The organism is Paenibacillus sp. 2RAB27 (assembly GCF_052115445.1).
Classification (GTDB): Bacteria; Bacillota; Bacilli; order Paenibacillales; family NBRC-103111; genus Paenibacillus_E.
In genome coordinates, this window is the sequence record NZ_JBFRGR010000019.1 from 1 (window position 1) to 26,169 (window position 26,169).

24 protein-coding genes are annotated in these 26,169 nt (G+C 42.7%); all 24 read right to left on the reverse strand.

Features of this window, described 5'->3' with window-relative positions:
* Window positions 1–1,982: polyribonucleotide nucleotidyltransferase (locus AB4114_RS22685; protein ID WP_441990496.1), on the reverse strand; the 1,982-nt coding region annotated here is incomplete at its 3' end.
* Between the two features lie 266 nt (window positions 1,983–2,248).
* Entirely contained in the window at window positions 2,249–2,518 is a 270-nt protein-coding gene (gene rpsO / locus AB4114_RS22690; RefSeq protein ID WP_028558319.1) for a 30S ribosomal protein S15, read from the reverse strand.
* Between the two features lie 154 nt (window positions 2,519–2,672).
* A complete protein-coding gene (locus tag AB4114_RS22695; protein WP_441990497.1) occupies window positions 2,673–3,620 on the reverse strand; it encodes a bifunctional riboflavin kinase/FAD synthetase in 948 nt (315 codons plus the stop codon).
* Window positions 3,621–3,667: 47 nt separating this feature from the next.
* The gene (truB, locus tag AB4114_RS22700) at window positions 3,668–4,582 is read right to left on the reverse strand and encodes a tRNA pseudouridine(55) synthase TruB (protein WP_441990498.1); all 915 of its coding nucleotides are present in this window, start codon (window positions 4,580–4,582) and stop codon (window positions 3,668–3,670) included.
* Complete coding sequence (locus tag AB4114_RS22705) at window positions 4,579–5,580, reverse strand: DHH family phosphoesterase (protein WP_441990499.1); 1,002 nt, start codon at window positions 5,578–5,580, stop codon at window positions 4,579–4,581. The genes truB and AB4114_RS22705 overlap by 4 nt, the downstream gene beginning before the upstream one ends.
* Window positions 5,577–5,936, reverse strand: coding sequence for a 30S ribosome-binding factor RbfA (gene rbfA, locus AB4114_RS22710; RefSeq protein WP_056625044.1), 360 nt, complete (start codon window positions 5,934–5,936; stop codon window positions 5,577–5,579). The genes AB4114_RS22705 and rbfA overlap by 4 nt, the downstream gene beginning before the upstream one ends.
* Window positions 5,937–5,943: 7 nt before the next feature.
* Window positions 5,944–8,835 carry a translation initiation factor IF-2 gene (infB, locus tag AB4114_RS22715; protein ID WP_441990500.1) on the reverse strand — a complete coding sequence of 964 codons (2,892 nt, stop codon included), beginning with the start codon at window positions 8,833–8,835 and terminating at the stop codon, window positions 5,944–5,946.
* Window positions 8,825–9,154 carry a L7Ae/L30e/S12e/Gadd45 family ribosomal protein gene (locus tag AB4114_RS22720; protein WP_235550652.1) on the reverse strand — a complete coding sequence of 110 codons (330 nt, stop codon included), beginning with the start codon at window positions 9,152–9,154 and terminating at the stop codon, window positions 8,825–8,827. Before AB4114_RS22720 ends, infB begins: the two co-directional genes overlap by 11 nt.
* Window positions 9,144–9,461, reverse strand: a complete 318-nt coding sequence (gene rnpM, locus AB4114_RS22725) for an RNase P modulator RnpM (protein WP_056625035.1) — start codon at window positions 9,459–9,461, stop codon at window positions 9,144–9,146. Before rnpM ends, AB4114_RS22720 begins: the two co-directional genes overlap by 11 nt.
* A gap of 29 nt (window positions 9,462–9,490) precedes the next feature.
* Window positions 9,491–10,588, reverse strand: a complete 1,098-nt coding sequence (nusA, locus tag AB4114_RS22730) for a transcription termination factor NusA (RefSeq protein WP_028558311.1) — start codon at window positions 10,586–10,588, stop codon at window positions 9,491–9,493.
* Between the two features lie 36 nt (window positions 10,589–10,624).
* Window positions 10,625–11,089, reverse strand: coding sequence for a ribosome maturation factor RimP (gene rimP / locus AB4114_RS22735; protein ID WP_441990501.1), 465 nt, complete (start codon window positions 11,087–11,089; stop codon window positions 10,625–10,627).
* A gap of 273 nt (window positions 11,090–11,362) precedes the next feature.
* Window positions 11,363–15,673 (reverse strand): PolC-type DNA polymerase III, encoded by a 4,311-nt coding sequence (locus tag AB4114_RS22740; RefSeq protein WP_441990502.1) that lies wholly within the window; start codon window positions 15,671–15,673, stop codon window positions 11,363–11,365.
* Between the two features lie 66 nt (window positions 15,674–15,739).
* Window positions 15,740–17,188, reverse strand: a complete 1,449-nt coding sequence (gene proS, locus AB4114_RS22745) for a proline--tRNA ligase (RefSeq protein ID WP_441990503.1) — start codon at window positions 17,186–17,188, stop codon at window positions 15,740–15,742.
* A 21-nt stretch (window positions 17,189–17,209) separates the two neighbouring features.
* Complete coding sequence (gene rseP / locus AB4114_RS22750) at window positions 17,210–18,469, reverse strand: RIP metalloprotease RseP (protein WP_441990504.1); 1,260 nt, start codon at window positions 18,467–18,469, stop codon at window positions 17,210–17,212.
* A gap of 274 nt (window positions 18,470–18,743) precedes the next feature.
* Window positions 18,744–19,889, reverse strand: coding sequence for a 1-deoxy-D-xylulose-5-phosphate reductoisomerase (locus AB4114_RS22755; protein ID WP_441990505.1), 1,146 nt, complete (start codon window positions 19,887–19,889; stop codon window positions 18,744–18,746).
* Window positions 19,890–19,912: 23 nt separating this feature from the next.
* Window positions 19,913–20,707, reverse strand: coding sequence for a phosphatidate cytidylyltransferase (locus AB4114_RS22760; RefSeq protein WP_441990506.1), 795 nt, complete (start codon window positions 20,705–20,707; stop codon window positions 19,913–19,915).
* Window positions 20,708–20,782: 75 nt separating this feature from the next.
* Window positions 20,783–21,556, reverse strand: coding sequence for an isoprenyl transferase (locus AB4114_RS22765; protein WP_441990507.1), 774 nt, complete (start codon window positions 21,554–21,556; stop codon window positions 20,783–20,785).
* 68 nt (window positions 21,557–21,624) lie between these two features.
* Window positions 21,625–22,179, reverse strand: a complete 555-nt coding sequence (gene frr, locus AB4114_RS22770) for a ribosome recycling factor (protein WP_056625017.1) — start codon at window positions 22,177–22,179, stop codon at window positions 21,625–21,627.
* 3 nt (window positions 22,180–22,182) lie between these two features.
* On the reverse strand, window positions 22,183–22,908 hold the full coding sequence (gene pyrH / locus AB4114_RS22775; RefSeq protein ID WP_056625013.1) for a UMP kinase: 726 nt from the start codon (window positions 22,906–22,908) through the stop codon (window positions 22,183–22,185).
* A gap of 90 nt (window positions 22,909–22,998) precedes the next feature.
* A complete protein-coding gene (tsf, locus tag AB4114_RS22780; RefSeq protein ID WP_057315674.1) occupies window positions 22,999–23,649 on the reverse strand; it encodes a translation elongation factor Ts in 651 nt (216 codons plus the stop codon).
* Between the two features lie 116 nt (window positions 23,650–23,765).
* Window positions 23,766–24,464, reverse strand: a complete 699-nt coding sequence (gene rpsB, locus AB4114_RS22785) for a 30S ribosomal protein S2 (protein ID WP_056625008.1) — start codon at window positions 24,462–24,464, stop codon at window positions 23,766–23,768.
* A gap of 248 nt (window positions 24,465–24,712) precedes the next feature.
* Window positions 24,713–25,234, reverse strand: a complete 522-nt coding sequence (locus tag AB4114_RS22790) for a hypothetical protein (RefSeq protein ID WP_441990508.1) — start codon at window positions 25,232–25,234, stop codon at window positions 24,713–24,715.
* On the reverse strand, window positions 25,227–25,808 hold the full coding sequence (locus AB4114_RS22795) for a hypothetical protein (RefSeq protein ID WP_441990509.1): 582 nt from the start codon (window positions 25,806–25,808) through the stop codon (window positions 25,227–25,229). Before AB4114_RS22795 ends, AB4114_RS22790 begins: the two co-directional genes overlap by 8 nt.
* Before the next feature lie 25 nt (window positions 25,809–25,833).
* Window positions 25,834–26,154 carry a hypothetical protein gene (locus AB4114_RS22800; protein ID WP_171635826.1) on the reverse strand — a complete coding sequence of 107 codons (321 nt, stop codon included), beginning with the start codon at window positions 26,152–26,154 and terminating at the stop codon, window positions 25,834–25,836.
* Window positions 26,155–26,169 lie beyond the last annotated feature (15 nt).

Here is a 26,169-nt window from a genome sequence, read left to right on the forward strand (position 1 = left end):
ACTTTCGCTACACGCTCAGTAGAAATTTGTGAAATGTGTACGAGACCTTCTTTACCAGGTAGAATTTCAACGAATGCGCCGAATTTCTCTACGCGTTTCACTGTACCAAGGTAAGTTTCGCCAACGATGACTTCACGTACGATACCTTCAATAATGGAACGAGCTTTCTCATTCATTTCTTGATTCGACGATGCAATGAATACGCGGCCGTCTTGCTCAATGTCGATCTTCACGCCAGTTTCTTCAATAATTTTATTGATGATTTTACCGCCCGCTCCAATGACATCACGGATTTTATCCGGGTTGATGTTCATTGTGAGAATTTTAGGCGCATATTTAGAAAGATTTTTGTTTGGTGTAGAAATACGTGATACCATTTTGCTCAAAATATGCAAGCGGCCTTCTTTGGCTTGTTGCAACGATTGTTGCAAAATGCTGCGGTCGATGCCGTCAATTTTGATATCCATTTGTAGTGCTGTGATGCCTTCTGCAGTACCTGCAACTTTAAAGTCCATATCGCCTAGGTGATCTTCCATACCTTGAATATCGGACAAAATGGAGAAATGATCGCCGTCTTTGATTAGACCCATTGCAATACCTGCAACTGGCGCTTTAATCGGAACCCCAGCATCCATAAGTGCAAGAATACTTGCACAAATACTTGCTTGAGAAGTCGAACCGTTCGATTCCAACACTTCAGACACAAGACGTATTGTGTAAGGGAACTCAATTTCATTCGGGATAATTGCCTCAATAGCTCGCTCACCTAATGCACCATGTCCAATTTCACGACGACCTGGAGGACGCAAAGGTCTTGCTTCCCCAACGCTGAATGGCGGGAAGTTATAATGATGCATGAAACGTTTCGTTTCAGTCAGATCTAAACCGTCCAAGATTTGAACATCACCAAGCGCACCTAATGTACAAATACTAAGAGCTTGCGTTTGTCCACGTGTGAACAAACCGGAACCGTGCGTGCGCGGCAACAAGTTAACATCGCACTCAATTGGACGAATTTCTTCTGGTTTACGTCCATCTGGTCTTACTTTATCATGAGTGATTAAGCGGCGTACTTCCTCTTTCACGATATCATAAAGCGTTTCTTTCACATCACCTAGAAGACCTGGTGTTTCTACATATAATGCAGTGAAATGTCCAACAGCATCCGCATTGACAACATCGATCGCTTCTTGACGAGCATGTTTCTCAGGAATTTTGATCGCATCCACTAATCTTGCTTGAGCAAATTCACGCACCGCGCTATTCACTTCAGCATCAACAGCATGGAGTTTAACTTCCATTTTCGGCTTACCTACTTGCTCAACCAATTCCTCGATAATCGCAACAATCTTACGAATTTCATCATGACCAAACATGATCGCTTCAAGGACAACTTCCTCTGAAACTTCTTTCGCTCCAGCTTCAACCATCATAATCGCATCTTTGGTACCAGCTACAGTTAAGTGAAGATCGCTCTTCTCTGCAATTTCACCAGTTGGATTGATAACGAATTGTCCATCAACACGTCCAACAATCACGCCACCAACAGGTCCGTTAAAAGGAACATCAGAGATCGCAAGTGCAGCAGAAGTACCGATCATTGCAGCCATTTCAGGTGGGCACTCTTGATCCACGCTCATGACGATCGACACGATTTGAACATCATTACGGAAGCCTTCTGGGAAAAGCGGACGAATCGGACGATCCGTCAAACGGCTCGCAAGAATAGCTTTCTCACTAGGACGTCCTTCACGCTTGATAAAACCACCAGGAATTTTACCTACCGCGTATAATCTTTCTTCATAATTCACAGTTAACGGAAAGAAATCTAAATCTTTCGGTCCGCTGGAAGCCGTTACTGTGCTAAGCACAACCGTGTCGCCATAACGAACAGTTACAGCTGCATTGGCTTGTTTGGCTAGTCGGCCTGTTTCAAGAATGAACGGCTTACCGCCAAGTTCCATTTGTACCCTTGTCTCCATAAAATCCTCCTAAGGCATGGTTTGAATTTCAAAATATGTGTTTGATAAACATGTACAGAAATCATAAGATCCAGAGACCAATCTGAATCTGCTCCGTATGTATGCAAATAGACAAGCTATGGAGTTATCCTCTATTTCTGCGTTATGTCTAGTATTTCCTTCTTTTCCTGTTTTAAAAATACAAGAAAAAGCAACCATTTGCTGCTCTCTGCCAGAGCTTTATCAAGCCTAGCAAAGGAGCAACAGGTTGCTTCTCATTGTCGGTTTTATCGACGCAAACCAAGCTTTGCAATCAAAGCACTATAGCGGCTTACATCTTTGTTTTTAACATATGCTAGCAACTTACGACGTTGTCCAACCATTTTAAGCAAACCACGACGGGAGTGGTGATCTTTCTTGTGTGTACGAAGGTGGTCTGTAAGGTTAACAATGTTTTCTGTAAGGATTGCTACTTGTACCTCAGGTGAACCTGTGTCGGTATCGTGTACCTTGTGAGTTTGAATCAGTTGCGTTTTGCGCTCTTGCGTAATTGCCATAATCGTTCATCTCCTAAATTCTATTAGTATCCCCGCTAGCCTAGAAAGCGCCGATGAAAACGTCAATCCAAGCTAAGGTTCATGCCAAACGAACAAGTCCATTCGACAACGTTATTCAGTATATCACAATTGACTAGTAGAAGTAAATGTAGGATTAAGTCTCTAACGTCAATTTCTGTCTTGCTTCAGCTGTATCAAGCTTTATTTGAGCAACTAATTCTTCTAGTGAAGTGAATTTACGTTCGGGTCTAAGAAAAGCGATAAGCTCAACCAGAACGGTTTCTCCATATATTTGCTCAGAAAATTCAAATAAATGCGCTTCAAATGATGGTTTGAGTTCTCCTGTCTCAAATGTTGGTTTCACACCAATATTCATGACACCTTGATAAACTTCCCCGCGGACGGTTGCTTTTATTGCGTAGACACCGTTCGTCGGACTGACATACGGTTCTTCTAGTTGGAGATTCGCTGTAGGAAAACCAAGGGTTCTCCCTCTCTTCGCCCCATCTACTACAGTACCACTTATGCTATAGGGACGTCCTAACAGCCTAGTCACAGTTTCCAATTCTCCAACCTGCAATGCTTCACGTATACGCGTACTGCTCACTTTTTCACCATTCATATGAAAAGGTCTCACCACTTCAACAGAGAATTTCCCGTGACTCAACTCACAGAGTGAATCCGGAGTACCTTTACCTTGAAATCCAAAGGTAAAATCAAAACCACAAATGACACTATCCACGCCAAGACGATCAAGGACTTGATCGACGAATTGTTCCGGAGATAGCCGCATAAGCGAGGCATCAAACGTTACGATGTAAGCATGATTGATGCCCATGCTTTCAAAGATCTCCATCTTCTTCTTCGTGGGAGTCAACGACTCCACATATTTATCTTGCCCCATTACAGCCCTAGGATGGGGATAGAAGGTCATGATGGCCGAGTTTAGTCCAAGGTTCTTAGCCGTTAGCTTTGCCCGTCCTATTACCTCTTGGTGTCCTAAATGTACACCATCGAAGTCACCAATGGCCACCACTTGTTTCCCTACAAACTGTGTTAGCTGATCCAAATCCATCGGATATGATATTGGTATTATTTGCATAAAAGTTCGTTCACCTACCCATTTCAACCCGTCCCGCGACGTTATGATTAAAGGAATACTTTGGCCGGGACCAAGACGTGGCTAGTGCTTTTCCATTCAAACAGACCAAGAAATCGTTCATCTGGAGAATAGGCCCGAAATATGGATTGTGATGCATCTGCATGAGCCACTCGATTCGCAGCTAGATCTATTTTCTTACCTTGCAAGGAATGAAGTGCTTCTTGATCAGTGAGGGAGATAGATGGTATGTGTGAGATCGCAATGTCCATTGGAATCATATGCTGCTGCAATGATCCTTCCTCCAGCAATTGAACAATCTGTTCAAAGGTTAAACATTGCTCTTTACGAATATTCCCTGTTGACGTACGTATCAAACTTACCATAACGGCCGGATATCCGAGTGCTTTTCCTAAATCTACACATAATGTTCTGATGTAGGTACCTTTGGAGCACACAGCTCGGAAACGAATTTCAGGGTGCTTCTGATCCAAGTTGAGCTCGAGAATCTCAAGTTCATGGATGGTCGCCTTCCTAGCTTTTCGTTCAACTTCCTTACCTTCTCTCGCCAATTCGTAGAGTCGTTTACCATCTACTTTAACAGCAGAGAACATAGGAGGGATTTGTTCGATGTCTCCTACGAAAGATTCCAGCACTTCACGTACTTGACTTTCGTCAAGTGACACATGAGGCACCTCTTCCAAGACTGTCCCCGTCATATCTTCAGTATCTGTAGATAAGCCAATACGTAAAACAGCTTCATATTCCTTCGGCAACTCTTGAATATATTCAACCATCCGTGTAGCACGACCGATGCAAAGTGGCAGTACCCCTGTCACCTGTGGGTCAAGCGTACCCGTATGACCAATTCTTTTAATACTTAGTATCCTTCTAACTTTGGCGACAACATCATGTGATGTAAAGCCCGCTGGTTTCCAAACAGGCAGTATGCCTTCTAGCGTCATTTCAGCTTGTCCCCTACTTCCTCAACCATTCTAGCAATTGCTTCATCTAGCGTACCATGGACAGTACATCCTGACGCGCGAACATGTCCTCCACCACCTAGTGATTGTGCTACTGCAGCAACATCGACTAGTCCAGAGGAGCGCAGACTTACTTTAATGACGCCAGGTGCCTTCTCTTTAATCAACATGCCCACTTCAACACCCTCAACATTACGAGGATAATTCACTAAACCGTCCAAATCGTCGCTCGACGCACCTGTTAACTCTAAATCTGCTAGCGACACAGCAAGCCAAGCTAACTTTCGATCATAGGCAAAGGAAAGTGTGGATAGCGCTTTTTGGAGAAGTACAATCTGTGCATACGTCATTCGTTCAAGTACATGCTCAGCGATTTCAGCACCCTTGACCCCTAACTCCAACATGGAGGCTCCAATTTTCATAACCTCTGAAGAGGTATTTGAGTATCGAAATCCACCTGTATCTGTAAGCAAGCCAGTATAAATGCATTCACCGAAGTAAATATCAGGTTGCAGTTTCATATGTATCGCCAAATCATACAAAATTTGAACGGTCGCCGCGGCATCATGCTTGATTAAATGACAGGAACCAAATTCATCATTCGTTGGATGATGGTCAATATTGAGCAGGTTTGCCTGCTCATCAAAAAGAGTGCTGATCCTACCCATTCTGGAGAAATCAGCACAATCAACACTTATGATGGTTTGATAAAGTCGATTCGGTGCCTGTTCACTATAATCAATCGTATGTTTACTACCTGCTAAGTAGGAAAATTTAGAGGGCATAGCGCCCTCATTGATCATTGTGAATGACTTTCCAAGCCGACTTAATATCCAACCTGTTGCATACGTTGAACTGGCGGCATCTCCATCCGGCTGGATGTGAGATACTACCAAGAAATCATCATGCTGCTCGATAAACGCAGCTGCTGCTGCCAGCTGCTGACAGTATTCGGTGGCATGGTTCATTCCGATATTCATACGTTTGTATTTCCTTCCTGATTGAGCTTATACAACAATTGGTCAATGTGACTACCATAGTCGATAGAAGCATCAAATTTAAACTGAAGCTCTGGAATCTTACGTAAACGAATTCGTTTGCCTAACTCTGAGCGAATATATCCTGAAGCAACAGAAAGCGCCTTAAGGGTGGCAGCTTTCTCTTCTTCAGTTCCCATTACACTTAGATACACACGAGCCAGGGATAAATCATTCGTCACTTCAACACCTGTAACGGTCATGAAACCAATACGTGGGTCTTTCAGTTCCGCTTGAATGATTTGACTTAACTCTTTCTTGATTTGTTCACCAACTCGACCTACACGAACTCTAGCCATTTTTTAATCACCTCTCAACGGACTCCATGATAAAGGCTTCGATGATGTCGCCCTCTTTAATATCATGATAACGCTCAAGAGATATACCACACTCATAGCCTTGTGCAACTTCTTTTTGATCATCCTTAAATCGTTTCAAGGAATCAATTTTGCCTTCATGAACAACAATTCCGCTACGAACTAAGCGAGTTTGTGCATTACGAGCAATTTTACCTGAAGTTACATAACAACCTGCAATTGTTCCTGAACCTGTAATTTTGAAAACATTACGTACTTCAGCTTGACCAAGAACAACTTCTTTGAAGATTGGATCCAGCATGCCTTTCATCGCTTGCTCGATTTCTTCGATTACGTTGTAAATGATGTTATGCAGACGGATATCAACTTTCTCTTGATCAGCCGTTGCTTTCGCAGCAGGCTCAGGACGAACGTTAAATCCAATAATAATCGCATTGGAAGCAGATGCCAGAATAATATCTGATTCAGTTACTGCGCCAACACCATTGTGAAGAATCTTAACGCGAACACCTTCAACTTCAATCTTCTCAAGAGAGCTTTTCAGTGCTTCTACAGAACCTTGAACGTCACCTTTGATAATCACATTCAGATCTTTCACTTCACCATCTTTAATATGCTTAAAGAGGTCTTCCAGAGTAACACGTGAATTAGCTGTCATCTCGGATTGACGAAGTGCAATCGCACGACGATCTGCAATGTCTCTTGCTTTACGCTCATCTTCATAAGCCAAGAACGGATCCCCAGCTTGTGGAACTTCTGTCAGACCCGTGATTTCAACCGGAGTTGAAGGACCTGCTTCTTTCAAACGTTTACCCTTATCGTTTACGATCGCACGAACACGACCGAAGCATACACCGGCAACGAAGCTATCTCCAACTTTTAACGTACCGTGTTGAATTAGGATTCTAGCCACTGGGCCTCTTCCTTTATCCAACTCAGCCTCAATAACAGTCGCTCTAGCACGCTTGTTCGGGTTAGCCTTGTACTCTTGTACTTCAGCTACTAGCAAAATCATTTCAAGCAAGTTTTCAAGACCAATACGTTGTTTTGCGGAAATTTCGCAGAAAATCGTATCGCCGCCCCACTCTTCCGGAACTAACTCATAAGCCGTTAGAGCTTGCTTGATTTGGTCTGGATTAGCGCCTTCTTTATCAATCTTGTTCACGGCTACAATGATCGGTACGCCAGCCGCTTTAGCATGACTAATCGCTTCTACGGTTTGTGGCATTACACCATCATCTGCTGCAACAACGATAATCGTAATATCCGTAACTTGAGCACCGCGGGCACGCATTGTAGTAAACGCTTCGTGACCTGGCGTATCCAAGAAAGTAATTTTCTTATGATTAACTTCGACTTGATAAGCACCGATGTGCTGTGTAATCCCGCCTGCTTCGCCTTCAGTTACACTCGTTTTACGAATGGCATCAAGCAATGTTGTTTTACCGTGATCGACGTGACCCATGATCGTAACAACAGGTGGACGTTCGAGCAAGTCAGCCTCGTCATCGATTTCTTCGAATGTTTCGAAGTTATCTTCTTCGACTTTGATTTTGATTTCAACTTCAACACCAAATTCGGTCGCAATCAATTGAATAGTTTCCAAATCTAACTCTTGGTTGATCGTAGCCATTGTGCCAAGGAATAAAAGCTTCTTAATAACTTCAGAAGCATCTTTGTGAAGCAATTTCGCTGTTTCACCAACAGTCATATTACCACGAACGATGATCTTCTTAGGTGTGTTATCCACTTTTTCTTTCTTAACCATGTCTTGTTGGTAACGACCTCTGTTGTTTCCGCGTTGGTTGCCTCTGTTGTTGCCACCAGGACCACGATTACCACCAGATCTATTATCGTCAAAACGTTTTGGTGTTGGTTTGGATTTCTTCGTTGTGATCACGCCAGCTTTTGCTGCTGCATCATCCAACTCAGCCGCTGTTGCGCCAACATGAAATTGCGGTTTAGCTTCTTGAACTACCGGTCTTCCACTTTGGTTATTATTGCGGTTCTCGAAAGGCTTGGACTGACGATTAGGGCCAGCACTGCGATTCGGACTAGATTGTGGACGCCCACTGTTCGCGCTTTGACCACTGCTTGCGCCAGCGCCGCCTGCACCTTGATTCGGACGAGTGCCTGCATAATTACTATTCGTGCGAGGTGCTCCGCCTTGTCCTTGTCCGCCTTGGCTGTATCCTTGACTAGCTGGACGACTGCTGTTGTTGTAGCCACCGCTGCTTCCACCTGCAGGACGTTGTCCACTAGGATTGGAACCTTGGTAACCACCCGTACGTTGTCCACCAGGATTGGAACCTTGGTAACCTGTACGCTGTCCACCTTGGCTGGAACCTTGACCACTTGGACGTCCACCATTTGGATTAGATCCTTGATAGCCCGTTCGTTGTCCGCCTTGGCTATTATTAGGGCGATTTCCTTGGTAGTTGCTGCTTTGACCACTTGGACGTGATTGTGGGGGGCGACTTGACGTATTTTGTGTAGACTGACCTTGTTGTGGAGTCGTGGCTCCAGTTGATGTAGTCGGTTGACTAGTTGATTGTTGCTCAGTAGTAACTGGCTTTGCCGCCGGAGTTACTGCACCTTTATTCTCTTGTGCTGGAGCCTGCGATGCAGGATTCTGATTCGTCGTAGATGAACTCACATTTCCTCCGTCCGTAGCTGCTCGTTTGGCAGCTGCATTAGCTTTGATATCTCTAAAAAACTTTTCCACACTGCTAACTGCGTCATTCTCCATAACACTCATATGGTTGTTAACAGGTATATTTAATCGTTTGAGAATGGTAATAATTTCTTTGCTGCTCATATTGAGCTGTTTCGCGTATTCGTACACGCGTGTCTTGTCTTTATTATCTTGTTTATTGGTCAATATGTTTCACCTCCGCAGGATTTTCTTGACTCTTCTGCAGCATCTGCGCGAAGCCTCCGTCCAATACACCTATGGTGACACGCATTTCTTTCCCAATGCTGCGGCCCAATTCATACTTCGTACCGACTTCCATGAGCTTAACCCCATAAAATAGGCATTTATCTTGAAATTTCTTACGTGTATTAGCAGAAGCGTCTTCCGCCATAATAACTAGCTTGGCCTCACCCGAGCGAATGGCTTTGAAAACACCTTCGTCACCCGTTACGAGTTTACCGGCTCTCATCGCTAATCCTAATTGATTTAAAAATTTAGGATTCATCTTCTGATTCCTCCTCCTCTTTCGAAGAAAGGAATTCATCTTCAACACGAATGAAATCTTGTTCCAGTTGGTCATAAATGTCTGCGCCTACAGCATGCTTCAGAGCTCTATCCAGGGCTTTGCTTTTCTTTGCCAATTTAAAACAAGAAACTTTACCGCACAGGTAGGCACCGCGCCCAGACTTCTTCCCCTTAAGATCAATGAGAATGTCATCCTCAGGCGTTTTGACGACGCGGATCAATTCCCTCTTCGGCATCATTTCCTGACAGGCAACGCATTTTCTCAGAGGGATTTTTCTCTGCTTCATTCCGATCACCCCTTGTTCCAAACAAAAACTTAATCGATGCTAATCGAATCTTGGTGCATCTCTTCCGAATAAGTTTTCACTCTGCCATATTCTTGTTCTGCTTGTGTTTCGCTCTTGATATCGATTTTCCAGCCTGTTAGCTTTGCAGCTAAACGAGCGTTCTGTCCTTTAATCCCAATTGCCAGAGAAAGCTGATAATCAGGTACAATGACTCGTGCCATTTTTTCATTTTCATGAATCTGAACTTCAAGCACTTTAGAAGGGCTTAGCGCATTCGCTACATACTCTTCTACACTCTCCATCCAGCGAACGATATCAATTTTCTCTCCGCGCAGCTCGGTTACAATTGTTTGTACGCGAAGTCCTTTAGGGCCTACGCATGATCCGACTGGATCAACCTCTGGGTTACGAGAATGAACAGCAATCTTCGAACGGAAGCCTGCTTCACGTGCAACGGAACGAATCTCTACTACGCCATCGAAAATCTCAGGCACTTCAAGCTCAAATAGACGCTTCAACAACCCTGGATGTGTTCTCGATAAAATAATTTGAGGTCCCTTTGTCGTGTTCTCGACTTTCGTAATATAAGCTTTAATACGGTCTCCCTGTTTGAACTTATCCGTAGGCATAAGCTCCGTAAGTGGAAGAACAGCTTCTACTTTGCCAAGGTCAACATAAATATTACGTTGGTCTTGACGTTGCAGGATACCCGTTACGATATCTTCTTCTTTATCGATAAACGCATTATAAATTAAGCCACGCTCGGCTTCGCGGATTCGTTGCGTTACAACCTGTTTAGCGGTTTGTGCAGCAATACGTCCAAAATCACGAGGCGTCACTTCAATTTCAACAATATCTTCCAATTGGTAGTTCGGATTAATTTCACGCGATGCATGAACAGAAATTTCCAATCTTGGATCCAATACTTCCTCTGTTACGGTCTTCCGTGCATAAACCTTAATAAGACCCGTATGTCGATTGATATCTACACGTACGTTCTGTGCCGTGTTGAAATTACGTTTATAACTTGAAATCATCGCCGCTTCAATAGCATCAATGAGTAGCTCCTTGGAGATACCCTTCTCTCGTTCAATTTCCGACAGCGCTTCAATAAAATCCGTGTTCATTTGAACTGAGTCCCCCCCTTCAATAAGTAACGATTACTAAAATACGATAGCGAGACGTGCACTAGCTACTTTGGCAACCGGAATGCTGATTTTCTTTTTACCAATCTCAATCACGAGTACTTCCTCGTCATAAGACTGCAACAACCCTTCAAATTCCTTAGAACCGTCGATCGGTTCATACGAAGTAACAAATACGTGACTATTCACGGCTTTATAATAATCTTGAGTTTTCTTAAGCGGACGTTCTGCTCCAGGAGAAGAAACTTCCAAGAAATAAGCATCAGTAATCGGATCTTTCTCATCCAATTGAACACTTAAGTATTCACTGATGCGGCCGCAATCATCTATATCAATTCCGCCTTCTTTGTCAGCATAGACGCGAAGGAACCAATTGCTGCCTTCTTTGACATATTCAATATCCACGATTTCAAATCCATTTTGTTCAACAAAATCCTTCAGCATGTCCTCAATGATGGATTTGATTTGTTCTTGTGTAGCCACAGATATGTGTACCTCCTAAATTGACTTCTCCTTGTCGTATCCCGAAAAGTCCTATATCAAAATGTAAAGAGTGGGTTTCCCCACTCTTTAATCACAAGATGATATCCTCATTATTGCCAATAAAAATTATACCATAACCATTCTTTGCATTACAATAGCAAACTTGTTAATCATTTTCACTTGACAGCCTAAAGTTTTCTTTAGAAAACTCGCTTCGTAAGCATCTACTTTAAAGTTTTTCGAAGAAAAGGTGACTTCTTAAGCATCTTATGACTAGAACAATGAGAGTTGATTGGATTCAGGCAACCCGCGGAAGCAACCCATTGAGCTTAACAATTCAATTACCGTTTTGGAAGCTTTGGAACGATTCTGGAAGTCCTCAATGGATAAGAAATCCCCATCATCCTTAGCAGCCGCAATGTTTTTAGCCGCATTTTCACCAATTCCTGACATCGCTGCAAACGGTGGAATTAAGGAATTGCCATCAATGATAAACTTCGTTGCATCGGAGCGGTAGATGTCAATCGGCTTGAAACTAAAGCCGCGTGACGTCATTTCCAGTGACATTTCAAGAATTGAAACCATAGCTTTCTCTTTCGGTAGTGCTTGGAAACCTTTCGCTTCAATTTCTACAAGTTGTCTGAGAATCGCATCATATCCTTGGCAAAGCAGTTCAAGATCAAAATCAGCAGCGCGTACACTAAAGTAAGTAGCATAGTAAGCTATCGGATGATACACCTTGAAGTAAGCAGTCCGTACGGCGGAGATAACGTAAGCTGCAGCATGCGCCTTTGGAAACATATACTCAATCCTTTCGCAGGATTCAATATACCAAGCGGGAACATTACAGCGTTTCATTTCTTCTTTCCATTCGTCGGTAAGGCCCTTCCCTTTACGCACACTCTCCGTAATTTTAAAAGCAAGACCAGCATCCATTCCCGCTTTGTAAATCAGATAAAGCATGATATCATCCCGACAGCCAATAACTGTCTTAATGTTACAAATCCCTTTTTTGATAAGCTCTTGCGCATTCCCCAACCAAACACCTGTTCCGTGTGACAACCCTGAAATTTGCAATAAATCGGCGAAAGACGAAGGTTGCGTTTCTTGAAGCATCTGACGAACGAATTTGGTTCCCATTTCGGGAACGCCATACGTAGCCACAGGAGAACGAATTTGATCTGGCCTTACGCCTAGTGCATCCGTAGAATTGAAGATACTCATCGCCTTGGCATCATTCATTGGAATCGTTGTTGGATCGATGCCTGTCAAATCCTGAAGCATTCTCATCATCGTCGGATCGTCGTGCCCCAGAATATCTAATTTGAGCAGGTTCGCATCGAAAGCATGATAGTCAAAATGTGTCGTCATCCATTCTGAATTTTTATCATCTGCAGGGAATTGAACCGGTGTAATATCATCAACCTCAATGTAATCAGGAACAACAACAATACCGCCTGGATGCTGCCCAGTACTTCTTTTGACCCCCGTACAGCCTGAAGCCAACCGCGCAATTTCTGCACCGCGCCATTTCTGACCTTGTTCTTCTTCATATTTCTTTACGAATCCGAAAGCCGTTTTCTCAGCAACAGTACCGATTGTCCCTGCCCGGAATACATTCTTAGGTCCAAAGATCTCCTTCGTGAAGTTATGTGCAACCGGCTGATAAACCCCTGAGAAGTTCAAATCGATATCGGGAACCTTGTCCCCTTTAAATCCTAAGAACGTTTCGAACGGAATGTCATGCCCATCCCCTTTTAAATTCCCGCCGCAGGAAGGACATACTTTGTTTGGCAAATCGAAACCACTCGGAACACTACCGTCAAGGAACCATTCACTGTGCCTGCAGGAAAGGCATATATAGTGAGGTGGCAATGGATTAACTTCTGAAATCCCTAACATCATGGCAACGACAGAGGAGCCAACGGATCCCCGAGAACCTACCAGATAGCCATCCGCATTCGATTTTTTCACGAGACGTTCGGAAATCAAATAGTTGGCAGAGAATCCGAATTTAATAATCGGAACTAGTTCCTTCTCTAGTCGCGCAATAATGACTTCGGGAAGCTCTTCCCCGTACATACTTTTCGCAGTTTCATAACAGGTTGTTCGAATTTCTTCGTCTGCACCCTCGATAATAGGTGTGAATAGCTTGTCTGGGAAAAGCTCGATAGATTCAAACCGATCGGCAAGATCATTCGTACTGCGAATGACAACCTCAATTGCCTTTTCTTCACCCAAAAACTTAAACTCTTCGAGCATTTCTTTCGTTGTACGGAAATGTGCGTCAGGCTTTTTCACTGCTTTCAGCGGACTAAAGCCTGTAATCCCATTGATCGTAATATCCCGACACACTTTCTCACGCGGATTCAGATAATGAACGTTCCCAGTGGCAATGACCGGCTTACCCGTTTTATAACCAATTTCACATACACGACGAACAGCATCCTCTAGATCTTCTTTCGAACCAACCAAGCCTTTTTCTACGAGATGCATATTATAGCTAACGGGTTGAATTTCGAGAATGTCATAGAATTCCGAAACCTGTTCAGCTTCCTCAATCGTTTTATTAAGAACAGCTTCGAAAAATTCCCCTTTCTCGCATCCAGAGGTGACTAGAAGTCCATCTCTGTGTTCGACCAATACACTTTTGGGGATTGTCGCAGCTCGCTGCAAATAGGTAGTATGAGACAATGAGATCAGTTTAAATAAATTTTTCTTGCCGACTGGGTTGAGTGCGTAAATACAACAATGAAAAGGGCGCTGATTCGAGAGGTCTTTCCCCACATAATCGTTTAGTTTAGCTAAGCTCGTAATTTGACGATCATTAGCCTCATTAATTAAATGGTAAAGTACATGTCCAAGAGCAATCGAGTCATCAATCGCACGGTGATGATTATCAAGACCCACTTTGAATTTATCCGACAACGTGTTTAATCGGTGGTTTTTCATAGAAGGAAAGAGAAATCTAGCTAGCTCCAACGTATCAAGAACAGCATTCGTAACCTCTGGAAGGTTCATGCGCTTTAAATTCGCTTGGAGAAAGCCCATATCAAATCGCGCGTTATGTGCGACAAGCACACAGTCTCCAATAAACTCAACAAACTTAGGCAACTCGTCCTCAATATCTGGAGCATCTTTGACCATATCATCATTAATATTCGTTAATTGTTGAATGTTATAAGGGATTTTCTCGTGTGGATTAATGAATGTTGCAAAGCGATCTATTTCTTTCCCATCCTGCATTTTCACGCCTGCAAGCTCAATAATTCGATTATTGATAACAGACAGTCCTGTCGTCTCCACGTCGAAAATAACATAAGTGGCTTGTTTTAAGTCAAGATCTCGACCATTCATGACAATAGGAACCGAATCATTAACTACATTCGCTTCAACACCATAAATCACTTTAATCCCATGCTTTTTGGCCGCTTTTCCGGCATCAGGAAAACATTGAATATTGCTATGGTCTGTAACAGCAATCGCTTTATGACCCCATTTTGCCGCCATTTTCACATATTGATCGATCGGTGTCAGTGCGTCCATCGTGCTCATCGTCGTGTGCAAATGAAACTCTACTCGCTTCTCAGCAGCGTCATCCATACGATCCCTTGGTGCCATCACTTCGTATAGATCATTCGGAATCATCACCAGCTCAGGAATTTGCATGAAACGATCATACTCAACTTTCCCTCTTGCTCTAATCCAAGTCCCATTGGCAAGAAGACTCATGATCTTCACATCGTCCTTGGTCTTCGCAAAAACCTTCATTGCTAGTGAATCACTGAAATCTGTAATATTGAAAGTGAATAACGTATTGCCATTTCTTAATTCTTTGACATCCAAGCCAAATACAGTACCTTGTACAGCGATTTTCTTCTCTTCTTCTTGGATATCCTTAAGTGGCGTAGGAACTTCTTTTATATCAATGCCCATGACTAGCTTCAGATCACCCTCAGGCAAGGATGACTCTTCTTCCTCCATGTCAATGGACATCATGATTTCTTGTGTATATGATTTTTCACCTTGCTCACGCTGCTTTGCAAACTTCTCATATTCCGCAACTATTTCTGTGGTATCACTAATAGCATATTTGACAGATAGCTCTGTTTGAAAAAAGTTATGAAAAAAATTCCGAATAAACATATCGATATTCTTTTTCTTCGCTAATTCTAGACCTATAGCATCCAACATGATCAACGATAGGGCATTTCCCTGTACTTCGAACCTAGCTTTGGACAACCAACCATTTACAGAAGGGACTTCTCGCTGTAACCATTCCATAAATAATCCCCAATACTCCTCAACGAGAGCAGCAGGTTCTGCTTGTTCATATTTCCAAATAAACCGAATTTTTGCGATCTGTGCAAACTTCTCTTGAATCATTTTACAAAATGAACGATAAATATTCAGAGGCACAAGGTCATTTTTCACCAAATAGAATGTCCAGTCGCGATTTTTTCGGCTAATTTCTACTTGATCAATGTACCCTTCTGCAAAATATGAACGTACAACATCGGCTGGAATCTCGGCTTGCTGCATCAAAAGCTCAAAGCGATTCCGTTTATCAGCCAAATTACTCATGAACAGCCTCCCCATAAAACATACCAAGGGCAATGGAGTGAGACCTCCATATGCCCTTGATTGTAATTAATAGCTTCGACCAAAGACAACTGTATGCTTGGCAGGATCGCCGCACACAAGACAAGTCGATTTGGTTTCGGATGGTGTGAACGGGATATTACGACTTGTTGCTCCTGTTTCTTCCTTCACTTGCGATTCACAAGTGTTAGATCCACACCAGCCAGCCAAGGCAAATCCGCGTTTCGTCTCCAAGAAAGTCTTAAACTCATCGATCGTATCTACCGCAATATAATGCTCGTCACGGAATTGCTTCGCTTTATCATACATCTGCTGATGAATCTCAGCAAGTAAATTTTGAACTTCTTGCACGAAGTCAGCCTGTTGAACAATTTTCTTTTCTCCACTTACGCGAGAAACAAGAACGACTACGCCATTTTCCATGTCGCGAGGACCTAACTCTACGCGAATTGGAACACCGCGCATTTCGTACTCATTAAATTTCCAACCTGGACTTTGATCTGCACGATCATCCACTTTAACGCGAACGCCAGCTTTCTTCAGGTCCGCGAACAACTCGTCAACCCGTCCAATTACTTGCTCGCGCGTTTTTGGAGGTCCTATTGGAATCATGATAACTTGCGTAGGTGCAACCTTCGGCGGTAATACTAATCCGCGATCATCCCCGTGAACCATGATAAGCGCGCCAATTAATCGCGTGCTAACTCCCCATGAAGTTGTATGTGCAAATTGGTGTTGATTCTCACGGTCTAGGAATTTGATATCAAAGGCAACTGCGAAATTCGTTCCAAGGTAATGAGAAGTCCCGGCTTGAACAGCTTTGCCATCCTTCATCATAGCTTCAATGGAGAAAGTATCAATGGCACCTGCGAATTTCTCCGATGGCGTCTTTTGGCCTACGATAACTGGGATCGCTAGGAAATCTTCTGCAAACTGACGATACACATCAAGCATTTGCATCGTTTCGCGTCGAGCATCTTGCTCGTCTTCGTGCGCAGTATGACCCTCTTGCCACAAAAACTCAGTTGTACGTAAGAACGGCAACGTGCGCTTCTCCCAACGAACTACGTTTGCCCATTGATTGATTAATAAAGGTAGATCACGATAGGAGTTAATCCATTCGGCGTACATGTGTCCGATCATCGTTTCTGAGGTTGGACGGATAGCCAAACGCTCTTCTAACTTCTCCCCACCTGCCTCAGTGACCCAAGGAAGTTCTGGATTAAAGCCCTCGACATGTTCTTTTTCCTTTTGGAAAAAGCTCTCTGGGATAAATAACGGGAAGTACGCGTTGCGATGACCCGTTTCTTTAAATTTGCTATCCAACTCACGTTGAATATTTTCCCAAATTTCATAACCATCCGGTTTGAACACGATACACCCACGAACCGGGGAGTAGCTCATTAAATCTGCTTTCTTAATAACATCTATATACCATCGGGAGAAGTCTTCTCCTTGTGGTGTTATTTCTTTAACAAATTGCTTATCGTTTGACATAAACCCTCCCACAGATTAGGACTAACCCTTAATCAATCGTAAAATATCATTGTATGTAACAGCTACCATCAACAGCATCAGGAGTGCAAAACCAACAAAATGAACCATACTCTCACGGTTCGGGTCTATCGGCTTACCTCTCAATGCTTCTAAGCCCATGAAAAGCAGACGACTTCCGTCTAGCGCAGGGATTGGCAATAAATTAAAAATACCTAGATATAAACTTAAAGTGGCAGCCCAAGAGATTAAGTAAGTCAGTCCCATTTTAGCAAACTCAGCAGACACTTGAGCAGTTCTCACAGGCCCACCGAGATCATCTAATTTGAATTGAAGCATAACGAGTTTTTGCAAACCTGTTACGATTCCAATGGTAGTACCTACTACTTGATCATAGGTCCCTGTAAATACTTCACCCAAAGTTGCACTTCTCCGGTCACCGCTAATGACAACACCAAGCTTCCCAGCTCCTGCTTCCATTTCTGGTGTTACTTGAAGTGTAATTGGATTCCCAGCGCGATCGATTACCCATGTCATTGGCTTACCAGCAGAAGATTGTATCGAGGTAACTAGTTTCTCCCGATCATCACCAATAGGCTGCTTATCAATGGACATGATGATGTCGCCTTTCTGAAGGCCTGACTTCTCACCTGCTTTACCTGCAAGAACAGAATCCAGCTTCACATTCGTGAACACACCAGACATAATCACCACGATGAAAAACAAAACAATCGCCAGAATAAAATTCATAACGGGTCCCATAACGATAGCAATGGCACGTTTCCCTACGGATTTCGAGCCGAATTGACGATCATATGGCGCTATTTGGGTTTCTGTTCCCTTCGTCACCATCATGGCTTGCGGATCAATCGGATACGTCACTTTCTCACCGTCGACATCCAGGGATATGCGAAGTGCTCGCTCTAAATCAATTTGTTCTACGACACCAATGATGACGTTAGAACGGCGATCTAATTGATCTAGATATAAGAATGTAACTTCATTCTGTTTGTTTAATTTAATTGCAACCGTTTGTCCAGGATTAACTTGAACGATTTCCGGGTCTTCACCTGCCATGCGAACGAATCCACCAATCGGTAAAATCCGTAACGTATATCGGGTCTCCCCTTTTTTATATGAAAATATTTTGGGACCGAAGCCAATCGCAAATTCACGAACTAAAATACCTGCACGTTTTGCAAAGTAAAAATGACCCCATTCATGAATCGTAACAAGAACGAAAAACAGCAGAATAACCTTTAACCCAACTTCAATAGCCGACAAGTCGTATTTCCTCCTTCGGGTTTTCTTTCAGAAAACTACCTTATGTAGCAATGACCCGACGCTTTCGGTAAATGAGTCTACCTTCTAAGCATCTACTTCAGATCAGCTGTTCTTGTTCTTAGATTACCACTATTGAACGGCTGAATACAAGCTATGCCCGTACAGGTCATTATACGAACTAAGTGAAATATATAGACTTTGCTTTACAACCTCGGTGTCGGAAATTGAAAAGAAGAGCTGAGCCATGCAAGCTGACCTCATCTCTTCCTGACATTTAGAAACGGATAGACGCTGCAAACGATCTAGCCCATTGATCTTGTTCGTGAATAACTTCAATTGTAGGATTAGCATATGATTCATGTTTTTGCAAAGAAGCTTCGATAATATCCTCAATTTGTAGAAATGAAATGTCACCCTTAAGAAAACGAGCCACCGCAATTTCATTAGCAGCATTATACACAGTAGGCGTAATTCCACCTTGTTTACCACTTTCAAACGCCATGCGCAAGCAAGGGAATCGTGTATAATCCATCTCACGGAAATGAAGTTTACCGATTGCGGCTAGGTCTAATCTTGTTGTTGGTGTTGGAAAGCGATTTGGATACGTTAACGCATACTGGATGGGAACCCTCATATCTGGATTACCTAACTGAGCGATAACACTATGATCAACAAATTCAACGTAAGAGTGAATGACACTTTCCGGATGAAGCAACACTTTGATATCCTCATAAGCTAACCCAAAAAGCCAGTGTGCTTCCATTACTTCAAGACCTTTATTCACCATTGTTGCAGAGTCAATCGTAATTTTGGCGCCCATCGACCAATTCGGATGCTTTAGTGCATCCTCCACGGTAACACCTACTAATTGTTCACGCGTACGATCGCGGAATGAGCCACCTGAAGCCGTAATCGTGATTTGAGAAATTTGAGAACGATTCTCACCATTCAAACATTGAAAAATCGCAGAATGCTCGCTATCTATAGGTAATAAGGCAACACCTTTTCGAGAAGCGGCTTCAGTTACAATGTGACCCGCACTTACTAAGGTCTCCTTGTTGGCTAGTCCAATATCTTTACCTGCTTCAATCGCGGCCAAAGTTGGTCTTAATCCTTGACTCCCCACCAATGCACTTACAAGCAAATCCGCATCTGTCGCAGCAGCGACCTCCAACAAACCAGCTTCACCATAAAGAACCTTAATGTTTGATGGTATTTGCCTTGCAACAATTTCAGCTAATTCCTTCGTAGCAACAGAAACGAGCTTGGGTCGAAATTGATTAGCTTGCTCAATGACAAGATCACTGTTATACCCTGCTGATATTGCCTCGACCTGAAACTTTTCTGGCGAATGCTGTACAAGATCCAAGGTTTGAGTTCCAATGGAACCTGTCGATCCCAAGATGGCAATTTTCTTCATATGTTCAACCCCGCTTATGAAAATTAGTTAGGAATCAAATTGAGCAAATAGATAAAGGGGAAAACAATTAACCAACTATCCATCCGATCGAGTACACCACCATGACCTGGCAGCAAAGTTCCCGTGTCTTTAATTCCTTTAACACGCTTATAAGCGGATTGAATTAAATCACCAATTTGTCCTACTACAGCAATAATAAATCCTAACAGGAGTGATTTCCCTACACTTAAGAGATCTGGTGCGTACAAAGCAAAGCATACTGCCAAAATCATCGCAATAACTACTCCGCCTAGCGCTCCTTCAATCGACTTTTTAGGACTTATTTGTGGCCATAGTGGGTGCTTGCCTAACTTCGAACCGACAAAATAAGCACCTGCATCAGACGCCCAAATACAAACAAACACCATGATCGACCAAAACAATCCATTATCCGCCAAGCGAGCCTGGATCATATAGTTGAAGCCAAATCCAATATAAACAACGCCTAGTAAAATCACAGATACTTGATCAATCGTTATTTTATTCTTGGAAGCTACTGTTATGAAAAGCAACAAAAACATGGCAAACCAAATAACGGTTGTAAACGAAATTGTCCATGTTATACCTAACAACCCCCAAGGGATCGTTAAACATAAAAGTGCTATAAGTCCAGCAACAGCTGTTAGTTTAAATGGCATATACCCATTCATTTGTAAGTACTCGCGGTATCCAATAATTGAACAGAGTACGATTAATCCTGCATACCACAAATCACCAAGTACAAGTAGAGTAATAAATGCAAGACCGGCAATAACGCCTGTTATGATCCTTTGTTTCAAGTTGAATCCCCCTAGATGAACAACGTTTATCTCTAAGTCATCCTTTTTAGTGAAAAACGATTACACAATCAGATGTTAAATACCACCGTATCTTCTTCCGCGGCGCTGATATTCAGCAATGGCTTGCATAAATAAGTCCTCTGTGAATTCTGGCCAATAGGCATCTGTGAACCATAATTCCGAATACGCTAATTGCCATAGTAAAAAGTTGCTTAATCGCAATTCTCCACTCGTACGAATCAACAAATCAGGGTCAGGCAAATCTGACGTTAACATATAGGATGAAAAGAGTTGTTCGTTCAACTCATCCGGGTTCAAGTTCCCGTTCTGCAAGTCCTTCATCATATCCTGAACACCTGCAATGATTTCCTTACGTCCGCCATAATTTAAAGCAAAATTCAAAATAAGACCCGTGTTATCTTTCGTTCGCTCGATCGCACCTTCTATAGCTTTCAGCGTATAGTCAGGTAGACCATCTTTCCAACCGGTCATTCGAATACGCACATTGTTCTGAATTAATTCTTCAATTTCCAAAGGGAAAAACTCTTGAGGAAGCTTCATTAGAAACTCGACTTCTTCTTTGGGGCGTTTCCAATTTTCAGTTGAAAAAGCATACATGGTAAGTACTTTGACACCAATATCATTGGCTGCCATTGTAATCTTCTTTACATTTTTCATACCCGAATGATGACCTGCTACACGAGGCAAGCCTCGCTGTTTGGCCCATCGACCATTTCCATCCATAATTATCGCAACGTGCGCAGGTACTTTGTCCAACTCTATATCCGCTGCTTTTTCGTTCACTGGCTTAGGTGTTGGATTAAACCATTTCTTAAATAGCTTGAGCACAGTTGTTCCTCCCAACTAGGGAAAGATGAAAAACCCCCAGCAAATGAATACCCGGGGGCATATCTATCTTATACTTCCATGATTTCTTTTTCTTTAGCAGCCAAAACTTTCTCAACTTCAGCTACGAATTTATCAGTAAATTTCTGAATGTCCTCTTGATGCTTGCGGGACTCATCCTCAGAAATACCTGCTTTCTCAAGCTTTTTAATTTCGTCATTCGCATCACGGCGAATATTACGAATAGCAATTTTGGCTTCTTCGCCAAATTTCTTCGTCATTTTCACCAAATCACTACGACGCTCTTCTGTTAATGCAGGAATAACAATACGAATAACAATCCCGTCATTCGAAGGTGTTAAACCTAAATCGGACTTCATAATTGCCTTCTCAATAGAAGACATAGAGCTCTTATCCCATGGTTGAATGAGAAGGGTACGTGAATCTGGTGTTGTCAAATTAGCTAATTGATTAACAGGTGTCATTGCACCATAGTATTCCACTTGAATGCGATCTAATAACGATGGCGTTGCACGCCCCGCACGAAGAGAAGTCAAATCTCTTCTTAGTGCTCCAATTGCTTTGTCCATCCGATCTTCTGCGTTCTTCTTCACTGATTGAGGCATGGTTTATACGCTCCCTTTAACTGTAGTCCCAATTTTATCGCCAAGGACCACTCGTTTGATATTCCCTTTTTCCGTGATATTAAATACAACCAACGGAATGTTGTTATCCATACAAAGGGAAGATGCAGTGGAGTCCATGACACCAAGGTTATTGCTTATAACTTCCATATAGGTTAACGTTTCGAATTTCTTAGCTGTTGGATCTTTGAATGGATCAGCTGAATAGACGCCATCCACTTTATTTTTGGCCATAAGAATAACTTCTGCTTCAATCTCTGCAGCTCTCAATGCAGCCGTCGTATCCGTCGAGAAATAAGGATTACCTGTTCCCGCAGCGAAAATAACTACTCTACCCTTTTCAAGATGGCGCATAGCTCTCCTACGTATGTAAGGTTCAGCAACTTGTTGCATAGTAATGGAGGACTGGACTCTTGTTGGTACCTCTAGGTTTTCCAATGCATCCTGCAAAGCAAGTGAATTCATGACAGTAGCCAGCATCCCCATGTAATCCGCTGTTGCACGATCCATTCCTTTCTCACTACCTGCGATTCCGCGCCAGATATTCCCACCGCCAACAACAATAGCAACTTCCACATTTAACTCTACAACATCCTTCACTTGTTGAGCAATGGAGGTAATCACTTCTGAATCAATACCATATCCCTGCTGTCCGGCTAAAGCTTCGCCGCTCAATTTAAGCACTATTCTTTTATAAAAAGGTTGACCCAACTTGTATGACCTCCGTTTCCATGCATAACTCCATGTCTTTAAGGGCTAAAAAAGAAGGAACACCAAGTGTTCCAACTTTTTAAATACCTATTATAGTTTAACTTGGGACATAACTTCTTCCGCAAAGTTTTCTTGTTTTTTCTCAAGACCTTCACCAAGTCCGAAACGAACGAAACGACGAATGGAGATGTTCTCGCCGATTGCAGCGATTTTCTCGTTCAACAATTGGTCGATTGTTTTGTCTGGGTCTTTAATGAATGCTTGCTCCATTAAGCAGAACTCTTCGTAGTATTTACCAATACGACCTTCAACCATTTTGTCGATGATTTTCTCTGGTTTGCCTTCGTTCAAAGCTTGGTTACGAAGAATTTCTTTTTCTTTTTCCAAAGCTTCTGTTGGAACTTCTTCACGACGAACATACGATGGGTTTGCTGCTGCGATATGCATAGCAATGTCTCTGCAGAACGTTCTGAATTGCTCTGTTTTACCAACGAAGTCAGTTTCACAGTTGATCTCAACAAGAACGCCAACTTTACCACCAGCGTGGATATAAGATTCTACAGCGCCTTCTGTAGCAATACGTCCAGCTTTGTTAGCTGCTGCAGAAAGACCTTTCTCACGAAGAAGTTCACCCGCTTTTGTGATATCGCCGTTTGCTTCTTCAAGTGCTTTTTTGCAATCTAACATACCTGCACCTGTTTTTTCACGTAACTCTTTTACTTGTGCTGCTGTAACTGCCATTAGAAGAAACCTCCTGTTAAATGTTTATTTTTATATGTAACACTAGTTTATTCTTTAAAAAAAGGGTGGTGACAGGCTGTTACACCTTCCAACCACCCTTTTCACATTGCTATAATTTAAGCTGTTGTTTGCTCGCCTTGGTGTGCTTCGATAACTGCATCAGCAATTTTCGCTGTTAACAATTTAACTGCGCGAATCGCATCATCGTTACCTGGAATCACGTAATCAATTTCGTCTGGATCGCAGTTTGTATCAACGATACCAACGATTGGGATACCCAATTTACGAGCTTCTGCTACAGCAATACGCTCTTTGCGAGGATCGATAATGAAAAGTGCACTTGGCAAACCTTTCATGTTCTTGATTCCGCCTAGGAATTTCTCAAGACGCTCTTTCTCTTTGCGAAGAATGATAACTTCTTTCTTAGGAAGAACTTCGAAAGTGCCATCCTCTTCCCATCTTTCAAGAGTTTTCAAACGATCAATACGTTTTTGAATTGTTTGGAAGTTAGTCAATGTACCACCCAACCAACGTTGGTTGATGAAGTACATGCCACAACGTTCTGCTTCTTCAGCAACGGAATCTTGGGCTTGTTTCTTAGTTCCTACGAAAAGGATTGTACCATTGTCTTCGGATACGGATTTAACAAAGTTGTAAGCTTCCTCAACTTTTTTAACCGTTTTTTGAAGATCGATGATGTAAATACCGTTTCTTTCAGTAAAGATATACTTGTCCATTTTCGGGTTCCAACGACGTGTTTGGTGACCGAAATGTACGCCAGCTTCTAAAAGCTGTTTCATGGAGATAACTGCCATCCCCAATCCCTCCTCTAAATGGTTTATTTGGTATCCGCCGCCCCTCGCATCTTTGCATAAAACCTACCGAAGTAAGCACCGTTATGCAAATTGACGGGCGTGAGTTTTTAACACCGTGAATAAATATACCACAACTGAAAACAAGGTGCAACCTTTTATGCTGAATGTCATTCTTCCCTTGAATTGGATAGTTTATGTATAAGCAAACAAAAAAAGATCTCTCTAAGAAGATCCTTTAGTCTGAAATTCTATTGCGAAGTAATAAGGTTCGTCACCACTGTCTGCGTGTCCATAAAACCTTCAAATACATGATAGCCAACTTGAATCTTCGTGTTTCCGCCTTGCTTATCGAGTTCGGTTACAAACGCCTTGCGATCTGTAATTACACCGGACTTCACAAGAAGCTCAGCAACCGCCGTTGCATCTAAATTGGGTTGGACATAGATGACGATCTTTGAAGATGTAACTGCCGCGGGAGCAGTCGATTTAGGCGTTTCTTGCGGCTTCGTCGAAGCTAGCTTATCGGCTTCGTCTTTGACTTTTTTCTGCACAGCAGCATCCAATTCGGCTTGGGTGTACATTTTCACATTTTTCTCAAGTACCAAATAGTATTTAGAGGCCTCTTCCTTGAGCTTCTGAGGATCCATCTCCTCCAAAGATATTCCTGACTTGCTCGGGCTACTTGGACGAATCAGCATCACTTGAAGAAGCATAGCGCCAATAATAATACCTACCCCAATACCAGTAACTAAGGCTCTATTTTTAAACACGGGTCCGTTCCTCCTGTCTCGAAAGTTGAAGGATCAAACTGACCTCGCCTTTATTCATACTAAGCTTTTTGGCTATTGCCTCCACGCTTTTCCCTTGATCATGTAAAGTAAATAGTTCAGAATATCTGCTCTTCATACTTAAACCCACATAGACTGGCTCCTCAGGTAGAGGATCAGGAGCAGTTTCGATTACATGTACAGATGCAGGAATACCATGATTAGGAGCGTTCAGAGCACTCAGCATCTCCGCCGGAGAAAGAACTGGTGGCTGACTCACATGAAGAGTCGTAAGTTCTTTGGACAGCTCGTGTTTTTGTCGCTCCAAGGTTTCCAAACGGCCAGCTAACTTAGCAAGCTCTACTTCATAATCTTGCTTTGTCTTTGAAAATAGATCAAGCATCGCTTGATTCTGTTCATCCATCTCAGCGGCGAAATGTTCTATTGTATCTTCGATTTCCTGCACTACCGTAGCATTTGCGGATGAAGCCGTCGTTGGTTCCTTCGGTATAAATCTCGCATAAACAATCATCACAAGACCGAGAAGGATGACATAGAGCACCGGCTGCATAACCATAAAGTTCACCTTTTCCTATAGCAAGTTAGAGGGAGAAGTCAATATGATGACCTTTATAGGGATGGTCCGGTTGGTGTTCCGGATCCTTAGTAAGATTATTTAATTGCCCTCTTGTCTTACCTTTACCCATTTGCGTTTTTTTCTGTTCACGTCGATCCAAGATATCAGCGCGCCCACTCTCTTCAAGTTTGCTTGCCCGTCCTCGGTCACGTTCCGTTGTTTGTACAGCTTGATTTTCTAAAATCGTTCCATCTTGCCGCGGCTTCTGCATCAATTGATTCTGCTTTATACCAGCCTCATCATTCTTGTGTACAGCGAATTGTAAATCGATGGCTTTGAAACTCATCGTCTACTCCCTCCT